13 protein-coding genes are annotated in these 13,684 nt (G+C 66.0%); 7 read left to right on the top strand and 6 right to left on the bottom strand.

Translation table 11 applies throughout. The features are described from left to right. The 6 genes from IIB36_07720 to IIB36_07695 all read right to left on the bottom strand — a co-directional run bounded on the left by IIB36_07720 (position 1) and on the right by IIB36_07695 (position 6,041). Entirely contained in the window at positions 1-786 is a 786-nt protein-coding gene (locus IIB36_07720; protein ID MCH7531645.1) for a tryptophan 2,3-dioxygenase, read from the bottom strand. Between the two features lie 171 nt (positions 787-957). Further along, a complete protein-coding gene (locus IIB36_07715) occupies positions 958-3,273 on the bottom strand; it encodes an FAD-dependent monooxygenase (protein ID MCH7531644.1) in 2,316 nt (771 codons plus the stop codon). A gap of 54 nt (positions 3,274-3,327) precedes the next feature. After that, complete coding sequence (locus IIB36_07710; GenBank protein ID MCH7531643.1) at positions 3,328-4,125, bottom strand: enoyl-CoA hydratase family protein; 798 nt, start codon at positions 4,123-4,125, stop codon at positions 3,328-3,330. Between the two features lie 4 nt (positions 4,126-4,129). After that, positions 4,130-4,543: a RidA family protein gene (locus IIB36_07705; protein ID MCH7531642.1), complete on the bottom strand. Its 414-nt coding sequence runs from the start codon at positions 4,541-4,543 to the stop codon at positions 4,130-4,132. Then, positions 4,540-5,313: an SDR family oxidoreductase gene (locus IIB36_07700; protein MCH7531641.1), complete on the bottom strand. Its 774-nt coding sequence runs from the start codon at positions 5,311-5,313 to the stop codon at positions 4,540-4,542. Before IIB36_07700 ends, IIB36_07705 begins: the two co-directional genes overlap by 4 nt. Next, on the bottom strand, positions 5,310-6,041 hold the full coding sequence (locus tag IIB36_07695; protein MCH7531640.1) for a creatininase family protein: 732 nt from the start codon (positions 6,039-6,041) through the stop codon (positions 5,310-5,312). The genes IIB36_07700 and IIB36_07695 overlap by 4 nt, the downstream gene beginning before the upstream one ends. Positions 6,042-6,180: 139 nt before the next feature. Between IIB36_07695 and IIB36_07690 the strand changes: the two genes are divergently transcribed. The 7 genes from IIB36_07690 (at position 6,181) to IIB36_07660 (ending at position 13,402) form a co-directional block, all read left to right on the top strand. Beyond that, a complete protein-coding gene (locus tag IIB36_07690; GenBank protein MCH7531639.1) occupies positions 6,181-7,701 on the top strand; it encodes a benzoate-CoA ligase family protein in 1,521 nt (506 codons plus the stop codon). 134 nt (positions 7,702-7,835) lie between these two features. Then, on the top strand, positions 7,836-8,738 hold the full coding sequence (locus IIB36_07685) for a hypothetical protein (GenBank protein ID MCH7531638.1): 903 nt from the start codon (positions 7,836-7,838) through the stop codon (positions 8,736-8,738). Between the two features lie 305 nt (positions 8,739-9,043). Then, entirely contained in the window at positions 9,044-9,367 is a 324-nt protein-coding gene (locus IIB36_07680; protein ID MCH7531637.1) for a hypothetical protein, read from the top strand. A gap of 39 nt (positions 9,368-9,406) precedes the next feature. Continuing rightward, complete coding sequence (locus tag IIB36_07675) at positions 9,407-10,105, top strand: uracil-DNA glycosylase (protein MCH7531636.1); 699 nt, start codon at positions 9,407-9,409, stop codon at positions 10,103-10,105. Further along, entirely contained in the window at positions 10,102-11,697 is a 1,596-nt protein-coding gene (locus tag IIB36_07670; GenBank protein MCH7531635.1) for an amidase, read from the top strand. The genes IIB36_07675 and IIB36_07670 overlap by 4 nt, the downstream gene beginning before the upstream one ends. An 81-nt stretch (positions 11,698-11,778) precedes the next feature. Continuing rightward, entirely contained in the window at positions 11,779-12,969 is a 1,191-nt protein-coding gene (locus IIB36_07665) for an isoaspartyl peptidase/L-asparaginase (protein MCH7531634.1), read from the top strand. Positions 12,970-13,006: 37 nt separating this feature from the next. Next, a complete protein-coding gene (locus tag IIB36_07660) occupies positions 13,007-13,402 on the top strand; it encodes a glycosyltransferase (protein ID MCH7531633.1) in 396 nt (131 codons plus the stop codon). The last annotated feature ends 282 nt before the right edge of the window (positions 13,403-13,684 follow it).

Genomic DNA, 13,684 nt, shown 5'->3' with positions numbered 1-13,684 from the left:
TCAGAGCTGGGACCGGATCTCCCACAGATCCGGGAAGACGGCGCTGTTGAGCGTCGTGCGCAGGTACTCGGACCCCGCGGAGCCGCCTGTGCCCGTCCTCTGACCAATCGTGCGCTCGACCATCTTCATGTGCCGGTAGCGCCACTCCTGCAGACCTTCGTCGAGGTCGACGAGCCGCTCACACAGCGCGGTGTTCTTGGGGTCGTTCCGGTACACCTCGACCAGCACGCGCTGCACCTCCTCGGACGCCTCGATCGGCCGCGTCACGTCCCTGCCGAGCTGCTGTTCCGGCACCGCGTATCCCTCGTTCGCCAGGTAGCGGAGAAAGTGGTCCCAGAGTGTCGGTGCGCTCCATCGCTGCTCGAGCCCTTCCCGTGCGCGCGTCCCCTCGGCAAACCGCTCGACCGAAGCGCGTGTCTTACGGCCCAGGACAGCCTCGAGCGCCCGAAACTGGTCGGACTGAAAGCCGCTGGCGCTGTCGAGCCGCTCCCGGAACGTCAGGAACTCGGTGGGTGTCATCGTCTCGAGGATGTCGAGCTGCGCCACCAGCACTTTCAGGATCGTGCGCACTCGGTTCAGAGTGTGCGACGCGCGTGGCGTGTCACCCTTGGAGAGCAGAGCACAGCAGTAGTCGACCTCGTGAAGCAGCACCTTGAACCACAGTTCGTACACTTGATGGATGACGATGAAGAGCATCTCGTCGTGCTCGACCTCGTCTCGCGGCTGTTGCAACGCGAGCAATTCGTCGAGTCTCAGGTACTTTCCATACGTTACGGCTTCGGACATGAACAGCTGACTCGTGGGGTTCTCCGGGACGGCGAATGGGAGAAGATGAACTTTGACTTCCGCGGCCACAATCCACGGTATCGGACGGTATGGACCTACGGACCAAGCTCGTTTTCGCGGCGTTGGCCGAGTCCAAGAAGAATCTGCCCTTCGCCACGGTGGGCTGACTTCCTACTCGCCGCCGAAGTGGAACTCGAAGCGCGGGGTGTAGCGGGAGACCGACTCGTACTGGTCGGGCCACGCCAGATCGTGACCGAGCATGTGCGCGGCATGCCGCGTCCAATACGGATCGAAGAGGTGGGCGCGCGCTAGCAGACAGAGGTCTGCCCGGCCCGCAGCGATGATCGTATTCACGTCCATCCACGACGACACGTTGCCGACCGCCATGGTCGAGATTCCGACCTCATGGCGGATGCGGTCGGCGAACGGCGTCTGGAAGAGTCGCCCATAGATCGGCTTCTGGTGCGGGACGGTCTGGCCGGCCGAGACGTCGATCACGTCGCAGTTGTGCTCCTTCAGTAGCCTCGCGACCTCGACCGCGTGCTCGGGCTCCATGCCGCCAGGCGCCCAGTCCACCGCGCTCACGCGCACGCTGACGGGCTTGTGCTCAGGCCAGACCGCGCGGCACGCGTCGAACACCTCCAGCGGAAAGCGCATGCGGTTCTCGAGCGAGCCGCCGTACTCGTCACCGCGTTGGTTGGTGAGCGGCGAGATGAACGCAGCCAGCAGGTAGCCGTGCGCCATGTGGATCTCGAGCAGGTCGAATCCCGCTGCCTCGGCGTACTCCGTAGCCCGAGAGTAATCGGCTAGGACCTCGTCCATGTCAGCGCGCGTCATCTCACGGGGCGTCTGACTGCGATCCGGGAAATAGGGCAACGGCGACGCCGACACGAGGTCCCAAGCGTTCTCCTCGACCGGCTCCGCATCGCCTTCCCACAAGAACTTGCTCGCGCCCTTGCGGCCCGCGTGCCCCAGTTGCACCGCAATCTTGCCAGCGGTGTGTTCGTGCACGAAGTCGACGATGCGCTTCCACGCGTCGACGTGCTCGGGCTTGTACAACCCGGCACACCCCGTCGAGATGCGCGCCTCCGCGGACACGTCGGTCATCTCGGCGTATACCAACCCCGCCCCGCCCACCGCACGACTCGCGAGGTGCTGGAGGTGCCAGTCGCCGACCGTGCCGTCATGCGCACAATACTGGCACATGGGTGACACCACGACCCGATTCGGAATCAAAAGATCGCGCAGCTTGAACGGCGTGAACATCGGCGGGGGGGGCGGGTCGTGCCGGACTGGTACCCTGGCTTGCCGCTCTGCCTGTTCGGCGACCCGGGTGTCGACGCGTTCGAGGAACTGGGGATCGCGCACGCGTAGATCCTCGTGCGTGATGCGCAGGCTGCGCGTCAGCAGCGCGAAAGCGAAGCGCACCGGATCGAGCTTCATGTACCGCTCGGTGGCCTCGAACCACTCGAGGCTCGCCTGCGCGGCCCGTTGCAGGGACTCGACCTGGGGGCGGCGCTCGGCCTCGTAGCTGGCGAGCGAGCGAGCGACGCGTTGAGCCATCGGGGCGCCCGACTCGGCGTCCGATCTTCCCGAGCGGTTTGGCTCCGCCCATTCCACCATCAGAGCGTCCCGAAGCGCGATGGCGTCCATCATGCCCATGCGCGTGCCGGACCCGACTGAAAAGTGTGCCGTATGCACCGCGTCGCCGATGAGCACGACGTTGCCCACAGACCAGCGCTGGTTCCGAATCGTGGGGAAGCTCCGCCACACGCTCTTGTTCGGGATCAGCGGGTGTCCCTCGAGCTCCTTCACGAAGAGCGTCTCGCAGTAGGCGAGTGTCTCCTCCTCCGATGCACCATCCATCCCCGCCGAGCGCCACGTCTTCTCCGTGCACTCCACGATGAACGTCGAATGCCCCGGCTCGTACTGGTACGCGTGCACCCGCCACAGTCCGTGCTCGTTCTCGTGAAAGTAGAACGTGAAGGCGGGTAGCGGCTTCGTCGTGCCCAGCCACACGAATCGATTCGGGCGCCAATCGAACGTCGGCGCGAAGCGATCCTTCATCAGCTCGCGGACGGTCGAATTGGCCCCATCCGCGCCCACAATCAGGTCGTACGAGCGCAACTCGTCCAGCTCGGTGACGGTGGTCTCGTACCGGACGTCGATGCCCAGCGCCGCCGCCTGCTCTTGCAGGACGGTGAGCAGGGTCTGCCGGCTCATGCCGCTGAAGCCGTGGCCCGTGCTCCGGATCACCTCCCCACCGTAGTAGACGTCGATGTCGTCCCAGTGCACGAAGTGGGCGGTGATCGCGGCGTACGTCTCCTCGTCGGCGCTCTCGACCTCGGCGATCGTCGCATCGCTGAATACGATGCCGAAGCCGAACGTGTCGTCTGGCCGGTTCTGCTCGAGAACGAGGATCTCGTTCGCCGGGTCGGCTCGCTTCATGAGGATGGAGAAGTAGAGGCCGGACGGGCCGCCGCCCACGACGGCGATCCTCACGAGCTCCTCCCGTGCATCGAGGTGGTATCGGGCACGGATCTACAGGAAGTCAGGGTCCCGCTTCTCGGTAAAGGCATCGTACGCCTCTCGGAAATCGGGGTGCATCATGAGCGCGGCCTGGATCTGGGCCTCGGCCTCGAGCGCGGTCGCGAGATCCATGTTCGCCTCACGGTTCAACGAGTCCTTCGTGATCTCGAGCGCGAACGACGGGCCACGAGCGAGCATATCCGCGAGCTCAGTGGCGGCCTCCAGGGCTCCGCCATCCGATACGACCCGGTTGTACAATCCGATCCGGTGCGCTTCCTGTGCGCTGATGAACTCACCGGTCATGAGCAACTCGCTCGCTTTCGCAAGTCCGACGATGCGCGGCAGCATCCACGCCGCGCCCATATCGGCGCCCGAGAGGCCGACCCGCGTGAACAGGTACGCGATCTTCGCCGACTCGGCGCCGATCCTCATGTCGCACGCCGTCGCGATCACCGCGCCCGCACCCGCCACGGTCCCGTTCAGCGCGCCGATAACGGGCTTTCGGCACCGTCGCATCGAGAGCACGAGATCGCACGTCATGCGCGTGAACTCGAGCAGGCCACGGAAGTCGCGCTCGAAGAGCGCGCCGATGATCTGCTCGACGTCGCCACCCGAACAGAAGGCGCGCCCCGAGCCGGTGATCACGACCACGCGCACGGACTCGTCGTCGTGAAGCGCGTCGAACGCCCGCCGCAGCTCCTGGTAAACCTCGAAGGTGAGCGCGTTGAGCCGATCGGGCCGGTTGAGCGTGATCGTCGCTACGCCTGTTTCCTCGCTCAGGCTGAACAGGAACGATGCGGGTTCGAACACGCGCCTAGACGCTGAAGTCCCTGATGACGGCCGTGGCCTCGATTTCGACCTTGGCGCCGGGATCGAGGAGCCCGCGCACTTCCACCAGCGCCATCGCCGGAAAGTGCTTGCCCATGTGCGCGCGGTACCTCTCTCCGATCTCGCGCCGAGCGCTCCGGTACTCGTCGAGCTCGGTCACGAAGATCGTCATGCGGCCCACGTCCTCGGGACCCCCACCTGCCTCGCGCACGACCGTGAGGACTTTTCCGAGGACGAGGTCGAACTGTTGCACGAAGTCGTCCGTGACGACCTCGCCGCCCGCCTCGGCAGCGTCCTGCCCCGCGACGAACAGGATACGGCCGTCCTTCGGCGCGAGCATGCCGTTCGTCCAACCGCGTGGCACACCGAGCTCCTCGGGGTTGATGTGCTCGTAGGTCACGGGCCGTCCTTGCCGTCGATCACGACCAGTTGGCCGTTTGTCTCGCTCGCGTCGTCGGCGAGCAGAGGCATGATCGCCTCGGCGACCTCGTCCGCGCGGATCAGCCTCGGCTGACCAGCCTCCTCGAGGATCGCGGTCATCGCTTCGTGCCACGTCTGTCCCACACGCTGCATCCTGCGCGCGATCGTCTCGTCCGTCAGCGGCGTATCCACGTAGCCTGGGCACACGGCGTTCACGGTGACCCCCGTGCCCTCGGCCTCTCTAGCGATCGCCTTCGTGAATCCGACGACCGCGTGCTCGGCCGCGGAGTACGCCGATAGGTCCCGGCCACCGACGATTCCAGCGATGGCGGCGACGTTCACGACACGTCCCCACCCCCGTTCCACCATTCCGGGATACATCGCTTGCGTACACAGGAAGGTGCCCGTGGCGTTCACCGCCATGACGTGATTCCACTCGGTCAGCTTCACGCCATGCAGCGGGTTAGACGTCGCGGTGCTCGCGTTGTTGATGAGGATGTCGACCCTCCCCATGGTCTCTACCGACGAGAGCGCGAGATCTCGCACCTGGTGGGGGTCGGTCACGTCGCAGCGGAACGCGAACGCCTCGTAGCCGCGGGACCGGAGTTGAGCCGCAACGTCGACGACTTGCTCCTCGTTGCGCGCGGCGACCGCCACTGTCGCGCCTGCGTCGGCGAGCGCATACGCCGCTGCAGCACCCACTCCCCGCCCACCACCCGTGATGACGGCGGTCTTTCCAGTCAGGTTCAAAGCCTGGCCTCCTCTCCGGCGACGACCGCCTCGGCGAGCAACTCCCCTAGAACACGGACCGTCTCGCGGCCTTCCTCCGCGGTCGCCTGAGCCGGCCAGCCGAAGTAGGCACGAGGACCGCCCGCCTCGGCGAACGTCGATCTCCCGTCCCGGATCGCGTCGGTGAGCGACGCGGGGATCGGTTCGAGCCCTGCGGCCACGTCCGAACGCACCAGCGACGGCGACTCGGCCAGGACCACGCTACCCTCGAATTGTCCGGCGTGACAGGCACCGGTCCGGAACTCGTCGGTGAGACGGCCGGCCGCTGCGCTCCGGGTCAGGTCCACGAACACGACCCGCAGTCCATCCGGACCTTCGTCCGCGGCAGCGCGTAGCGTCGCGACGTGCTCGGGGTCGAGATGCGCGTTGGCGATCGCGAGCGTCCGGATCTCCTGCTCCAGGAGCGCAGTCCCGATCTCATGGATGAGCCTGCGAACGGTGTCAGCCCCCACGCCGATGGTCCCCGGGAAAGCCTTCGCGAAGGCCGCGGCGGTGTACCAGAGCGGTGGCAGAATCAAGACCGTGCGTCCGTCGTTCGCGAGCTTCTCCGCGCCGGACTTCGCCATCGCTTCGGCGATGATCACGTCGGTCCCAAGCGGCAAATGGGGACCATGCGCCTCGACCGCGCCGACAGGCAGGATCGCCACGGCGCGAACGCGGTCCGTGTCGCGGACCTCTTCCCATGTCATATCGGACAGGCGGTGCACCGGCATTAGGCTGCTTCCATGGGAAGCTGAATGGAGGGGGCGGTGGCCTGATTGACCAGTATTCTAGCATTCGTGTATCCTCACGCACCACATCTGCGACGACTCTTGTTCTGCGCACTCCGTGCCCGACGACCTCAACATCTTCCAATACTTCCTCGGCCAACGCCTCGACGACGGCCGCGGTGATCGTCGCGCGCTCCTGACGGACGAAGGTGCGCTCACGTATCGCGAAGTCGCTGCGCTCTCCGGCAAGTACGCGAATCTGCTCGCCGACGCGGGCGTGCGTCCGGAGGAGCGCGTCATGATCGCACTGCCCGACGGAGCGGACTACGTCGGCGCCCTCTTCGGTATCGTGCGCCTCGGGGCGGTCGTGGTCATGGTGAACCCGCATCTCAAGAGGGACCAGATCCGGTACTTTTTCGATTATACGCGTGCGCGCGTAGCTCTGGTGGGCGCTGACGTGCTGCCCGAGTTCACTTTGGCCCTCGAGGGCGCACGGCATCGGCCAGAGCTGATCGGCCTCGGTGGCGATGGCCATGCGGAGCGACTCGCGGCACTCCCTGACGAGCACCCCGTCTTCCCGTCGCACAAGGACGACGCCGCGATCTGGCTATTCAGCGGCGGCACGACGGGCCGTCCCAAGGCGGTCGTGCAAAGTCATCGCTCCTTCGTGAATACGACGGAGCTGTACGGGCAGGCGCTGCTCGAGATAGGCCCCGAAGACGTCACGCTCTCGGTGCCGAAGCTCTTCTTCGGATACGCGACGGGCACCAACCTCCTCTTCCCCTTCTCGGTCGGCGCGACTACGGCGCTCTTTCCCGAGCGCTGCACCCCCGAGACGCTCTTCGCGAAGATCGCCTCGTTCCGCCCGACCATCCTCGTGAACGTGCCGACGATGGTGAACCACCTCGTGAGCCACCCGGACGCCGAGGCGCAGGATCTCTCGTGCATCAGGCTGGCGACGTCGGCGGGAGAAGCGCTGCCCGCGGAGCTCCATCGGCGGTGGGACGAGCTGTTCGGAGCTCCGCTGCTGGACGGCCTCGGCACGGCGGAGATGTGGCACATCTTCATTTCCAACCGCCCCGACGACGTGCGACTCGGAACCCTCGGCAAGGCCGTGCCCGGTTTCGACGTGAAAGCTTGCGACGAAGACGGATCAGAGGTCGGGCCGAACGAGATTGGGCACCTCTGGGTCCGCGGCGACTCCCTCGCCAAGGGGTACTGGCAGCAGGCTGAGAAAACCCGGCACGGCTTCCGGGGCGAGTGGTACGTCTCGGGCGACATGATCAGCATCGATGCGGACGGCTATGTCACCTACTCCGGCCGCGCGGACGACATGCTCAAGGTCAGCGGAAAGTGGCTATCGCCGGCGGAGCTGGAGGACTGTCTGTTGGAGCACGATGCGGTCGATGAGGTCGCCGTTGTTGGAGTCGCCACCCAAGACGGGCTCGTGAAACCGAGGGCGTTCGTGATCCCCGCGGACGGGATCCGGAGCGACGACGCTCTCGTGACCGAGTTGCAAGAGTGGGCCAGGCACCGCCTCGAGCCGTACAAGTACCCGCGCGACGTCGTATTCGTGGACGAGCTCCCCAGGACGCATCTGGGCAAGGTCGACCGCGGGGCGCTGGGCCGCGGCGCCTGAGCGCGGGCCGTGACCGGGCACCCCACGCGGTGGTGGTCGCGGAACGAACGCGTCGGCCGGACGGTACGGCGGACCGGGTTGGCAGAGGCGCGGTCGCGCTCCAACAAGACTCTAGCACAGTCCGAGGAAGCACAATGCTCAAGACTTGGCTCATCACCGCACTGCTCACCGGCGGCGGCACCACCGATGACCCCGCGCCACCGCGCTGGGGGTCGGTCGGTCACGAGATGGCGGCTCGGACCGCCACGGGCGTGCTGCCCTCCGCCATGCCCGCGTTCTTCCGAGGCGCCGCGGACCAGTTGGTCTACCTCGACGCAGAACCCGATCGGTGGCGGGACCCCGACCTCCGAGAGATGGACCAGGCCTGGAGCTACGACCACTACATCGATCTGGAGAACATCCCCAACGGCGCGCTGGACGCGGCGGACCGGTTCACTTTCCTGAAGGCACTCTACGACTCGGGGCTCGAGAAGCCGGAGCGCGACGGCGGCTTCCTGCCGTACCGCATCATTGAAGTCTACCAACGGATTGTCACCGGGTGGCGGAGGTGGCGCTCCGAAGACGATGTCCAGCGGAAGCAGTGGATCGAGGCGCGCATCCTCAACGACGCAGGCATCCTCGGCCACTACGTCACCGATGCGTCGCAGCCGCACCACACCACGATCCACTTCAACGGCTGGTCGGCCGGTGTGCCAAACCCTGAGGGATATACGGACGATCGCTCGTTCCACGCACGATTTGAGAGCGGTTTCGTGGAGGCGCACCTCACGCAGGCGGACGTGGACGGTCGGGCAAGGCAGGGCTCGCCCCCTTCCGTCGCGGGAGCGGCTCGTGCCGCCGTTTGGGCCTACCTCGAGGAGTCGCACAGCCACGTCGCCGAGCTATATCGCCTCGAGCGTGACATCGGCTTCGATCCCGAAGCCCCCACGCAGGCAGCGACACGCGACTTCGCCGCCCGGCGCCTCGCCGCGGGTGCGGACATGTTGGCGGAGCTGTGGTGGTCGGCGTGGCTCGAGAGTGAAGAAGAACCCTCATAGGCCGACGTGGCCCACCGCCGAGGAGACCGGGCTATCACCGGATTCGGGCGCGCCGGGGGATCCTCGGACTATATACCACGGCACATACGGTATTCCACGGCACATACCGTGCTCGCGTCATGGCGACCCGACCGGTCACGCGCGGTGAGGACTAGAGTTGGGGCGCGTCGGCCAGGGGCCGGCATGCTGTATGCGGCGGAGAAACCTGACCGGACTCGGTCGCGTCTGGGAGACTGCCTCGCCAGTCTTCAGATGAGTGGCTCGGTCCTTGGGCCGAGGTAATTCGGGTATGGAGGTTTTGCCGCATGACCGAGAGTGCGCAGGTGCAGCCGGACCGAGGTCCGTTCGAGGTGATCGACCCCAAGCTGACGGTCTTCGCGTTGGCGAACGGGATGGACCTAGCGAAGGACGAAGGGTCGCGGCAGCTCTCCTGGTTCACGGAAGGACTCGAACGTGGCCTCCGCATCGAGTCGCCTACGGGTGATTACTTCGTCGTCACCGCAATGGCGTGGCGGATCAACGCCCCGGACGACGTCACCGACGCCCCGGTGAGCGACAACGTGCCCCCGGGAGAGCTGACCGCCACGCTCGAGGGAGCAATCGAGGCCGCAAACGCGTTGCAGCCCTAGCCTTTCGCGTCCTCAGCCGGCTGGAGATATCTTCGGCCGATGACCAGGGGTGACATGGCTGCGCTGCAGGCGCGGGTGACCGACTGTAGGAAATGCCCGCGGCTCGTCGCATGGCGGGAGCAAGTCGCACGAGAGAAGCGAGCTTCGTTCCGCAATCACGAGTACTGGGGTCGTCCCGTGCCCGCATTCGGCGATGCGGACGCGCGTGTGCTCGTCGTGGGCCTCGCCCCCGCTGCCCACGGCGCCAACCGCACCGGCCGGATGTTCACCGGCGATCGCTCGGGGGATTGGCTCTACCGAGCGCTCCATCGCGCGGGCTTCGCGAACCAGCCGGAATCGATCGACCGCTCCGACGGTCTCGAGCTGAGCGACGTCTTCGTCACCGCCGCGGTGCGCTGTGCCCCGCCAGCCAACAAGCCCAACGCGAGTGAACGCGACGCCTGCAGGCCATGGCTCGATGGAGAGCTCGATATGATGAAGCGCCTCCGCGTGGTGGTGGCGCTCGGCGGCTTCGCGTACGCCCAGACGCTGCGGATCCTGGCGGATCGGGGCGCTCCGGTCCCGCGCCCTCGTCCGCGCTTCGGGCACGGCACGGAGGTCGAGCTCGGGGTGGTCACCGTGCTCGCCTCTTATCATCCGAGTCAGCAAAACACGTTCACAGGCAAACTCACCGAGCCTATGTTCGACGCGATCTGGTGCCGGGCGCGGGAACTCGCCGAGGCGAAGAGTCACGCATGAGTCCCGACACACGATCCAGCGGGAGCCGGCGCTTCCGACTCCTGGCCAGGCTCGGCCTCGGCCTAACCACGTGCGCGCTCCTCAACCCTCCGCGAGCGTCAGCCCAAATGGTCGGTAGCGTCGAGCTCATTGAGCTCACCATCGCCGCAGCGCACGAGGCGATGCTGGCTGGCACACTCACTTCGCGGCAGCTCGTCGAAGCCTACCGCGAACGCATCGAGGCCTTCGACAAGAAAGGGCCTGCGTTCAACGCGATCATCCTCGTAAACCCGCGGGCGCTCGCTCGAGCCGACGAGCTGGACGACGCGCTTCGGCGGACCGGCGAACTGACCGGGGCGCTGCACGGTATCCCTTTCATCGTGAAGGACAACTTCGACACCCACGACATGCCGACGACCGGCGGATCCGCGTCGCTGGAAGGAGCGATGGCCGCGGACGATGCCTATCAGGTGCGAGTGATCCGGCAGGCCGGAGCGATCGTGCTCGCGAAGTCCAACCTCGCCGAGTTCGCGTTCACCGCAATGGAAACGGTCGGCTCGATGCTGCCCGGTTGGACCTTCAACCCTTATCAGCTCAACCGGGTTACCGCGGGTTCGAGTGGCGGCACTGCCGCGGCGGTCACCGCCAACCTGGGCCTCGTCGGGCTCGGTTCCGACACCGGCAACTCCATCCGTGGCCCGTCGAGCCACAACGCACTCGTCGGTATCCGTTCCACGCAGGGTCTCACCAGCCGCGACGGTATCATGCCACTGTTCGCGCATCGCGACATCGGCGGCCCAATGACCCGCACCGTCGAAGACGCCGTGCGCATCTTCGACGTAATAGCTGGAACCGATGCGAACGATCCAGTAACCGCCGAAGCGGACGCACGCCGCCCTGAATCGTACCTGGACTTCCTGCGGACCGACCTGGACGGCGTCCGCATCGGCGTGGCTGGCCAGATCGCGTACACCGAGACCGCGGATCCCGAGATCCTCGAGCGCTTCTCCGAGGCGATCCGGGCTCTGCAGTCCCTCGGTGCGACGATCGTGCGGGACTTCGAAATACCGGACCTGAGACGCCTGCGCCGCGGCCTCGGTTGCTCGCGCTTCCGGTACGACATCGACAACTATCTGGCCGGCATCCCGGACCCACCGGTGCACACGCTCGCGGAGATCGAGGAGAGTGGGCGCGTCTACCGGACCGTGATGCCCGCCGTGCGCCGCTTTCTAGGCTTCGAGGGCACCCCCGAAACCAACGAGCAGTGCATTCGGGGGCGTGAAAACGAACAGCGATTGCGGGAAGCGGTGCGCTCCGCGATGGCCGCGCACGACGTGGTCGCGCTCATCTACCCGACCTGGAACAACCCACCGCGTCTCATCGGGGATCTGACGACTCCGCACGGCAACAACTCCCCGATCCTGTCGCCACCGACCGGGTTTCCGGCACTCACCGTACCGATGGGCTTCGTCTGGGACGACCGCCTCCCGGCCGGATTGCAGATCTACGGCGACGCGTGGTCGGAGCCAACGCTCATCCGCATCGCGTACGCGTACGAGCAAGCGACGCAACGCAGACGGCCACCAGAGACGGCGCCGGCGCTGAGCAGATGAGCGGACAATCCGTGGCTAGCCGATGCGTCCCGCACTATCGTGTCCCTTCTTCCTTCGAACCCAGAAGAGCCGAATCGAGCCATGGATAGACGTAACTTCGTAAGGACCACCGCCGCCGGTGTCGCCGCTGCTGCTACCCCCGTAGCGCTCACTTCCGAGCTCCCCGCCCGCGCACCAGCCGTGCACACGCGCCGCGCCGGTCCGCTATTGGTCGCTGACGTGAGCAGCATCCGCTACAAGAACGGGGGGCCCGAGAGCGCCATTGAGCGCGCGTTTCGAGGAATCACCGAGGGTGAGGACGTGCTCGACGCGATCGTCGCGGGCGTGAACATCCCCGAGCTAGATCCGGAGGAGGCGGGAATCGGGTACGGCGGGCTCCCCAACGCCGACGGGGTCGTGCAGCTCGACTCCTGCCTCATGCACGGCCCGCGGAAGTGGGCGGGAGGGGTGGCCGGCATCGAAGGCGTGCGCACTCCCTCGCTGGTCGCGAAGGCCGTCGCAGAGCTGACGGACCACCACTTGATCGTGGGTGAGGGCGCTCGCGAGTTCGCGCGCGCGCTCGGCTTCGACATCGAGGACGACCTCAACACCGAGCACTCCCGCGCCATGTGGCTCGAATGGCGCCGCCGCGTCGACCCGAGTCACTGGCTCGACCCCGACGAGCGCATCCGGGAGGCGAGCCGCGGTGGCTTCGGGCGCGACCCTGAAAGTGAGGCGCGGCTGCAGCGCTTCCACGACGCGTCGTGGGCGGCCAGTCTGTCCATGGTCGACGACGGCCTCATCGACCCCGACTCATTCTGGGGTACGACGAGCTTGGAGGCGATCTCTCAGGAAGGCGACATCTGCGGTGTGACGACCACGAGCGGCCTTTCGTGGAAGATCCCGGGTCGTGCGGGGGATTCGCCCATTCTGGGCGCGGGCCAGTATGTCGACAACGACGTGGGCGCGGCGGGCTCGACCGGCCGCGGGGAGGCCAACCTCTTCACTTGCGCTTCCTTCTTGATCGTGGAGTTCATGCGTCAAGGCATGGCTCCGAAAGACGCCGGCATGGGCGCGCTTGCGCGCATCAAGGACAACACCATCGAGTCTCGTCTGTTGAACGAGCGCGGCCTCCCGAACTTCGATGTGCGCTTCTTCATCCTGAACAAGGCGGGAGACTACGCGGGCGTGGCGATGTACGGGGCCAGCGAGTCGACCTTCGCGGTGTGTGACGAGAATGGCGCGCGTGAGGAACCGCTGGAAGGGCTTCTAGGGGGATCACCGAGGGGTTGAACGTCCCACGACACTCCGCGGTTAGGCGCGTGCTTCCCTGGACCGTCACCTCGAGAGTACCGGCCGCACCTACGGAATTATTTTCGTGAACGACGGTAGCCGGGACGGCACCTTCGACGCCCTCGTCGAGCTGTGCGTACGCGACTCCAGAACGCGCGCCCTTTGCCTCAGGATGAATCCGCGCGGTCAAGCTGCGGAACTCTCGGTCGGATTTGATCACTCGCGTGGCGACGTGATCATTTCGATGGACGGAGACCTTCAGCACGTTCCGGAGGAGATCCCGCAGTTCCTGGACAAGATCGACGAGGGGTTCGACGTCGTGACCGGATGGCGGCACGAGCGCAGAGACAACTTCTGGAGCCGCAGATTTAACCTCGAAGATCGCGAACTGGATCATATGCAAGGTGTCGGGAATTCAGATCCACGACTTTGAGACTACTTTCCGCGCGCATCGGCAAAAAGTGCTCGGCGATGTGCACCTCTACGGGGAGCTTCACAGGTTCGTTCCGGCGCTCCTGAGTGGTGTGGAAGCGAAGATCGCAGAGGTCCCGATCTCGAACCCGGATCGGGCGCCGAATCCAGTAACTACGGGAGTTTTCGGACCTTCACGGTCGTCCTGGACATCCTCATCGTGAAGTACCTGATCAGCCGTTGTCAGCGACCTCTCCACCTGTTCGGTGGGTTGGGCATGCTTTTTGTGCTAGTTGGATGCCTG

This window comes from Gemmatimonadota bacterium, assembly GCA_022560615.1.
Classification (GTDB): domain Bacteria; phylum Gemmatimonadota; class Gemmatimonadetes; order Longimicrobiales; family Gaopeijiaceae; genus UBA1138.
This window is presented reverse-complemented; position numbering and strand designations above follow the sequence as displayed.

What these genes read in the sequence shown, in the direction of transcription:
- IIB36_07720 (MCH7531645.1), bottom strand. Translation starts at nt 786, where the DNA reads ATGTCCGAAGCCGTAACGTATGGAAAGTACCTGAGACTCGACGAATTG.
- IIB36_07695 (MCH7531640.1), bottom strand. Translation starts at nt 6,041, where the DNA reads ATGACATGGGAAGAGGTCCGCGACACGGACCGCGTTCGCGCCGTGGCG.
- IIB36_07685 (MCH7531638.1), top strand. Translation starts at nt 7,836, where the DNA reads ATGCTCAAGACTTGGCTCATCACCGCACTGCTCACCGGCGGCGGCACC.
- IIB36_07680 (MCH7531637.1), top strand. Translation starts at nt 9,044, where the DNA reads ATGACCGAGAGTGCGCAGGTGCAGCCGGACCGAGGTCCGTTCGAGGTG.
- IIB36_07675 (MCH7531636.1), top strand. Translation starts at nt 9,407, where the DNA reads ATGACCAGGGGTGACATGGCTGCGCTGCAGGCGCGGGTGACCGACTGT.
- IIB36_07670 (MCH7531635.1), top strand. Translation starts at nt 10,102, where the DNA reads ATGAGTCCCGACACACGATCCAGCGGGAGCCGGCGCTTCCGACTCCTG.
- IIB36_07665 (MCH7531634.1), top strand. Translation starts at nt 11,779, where the DNA reads ATGGATAGACGTAACTTCGTAAGGACCACCGCCGCCGGTGTCGCCGCT.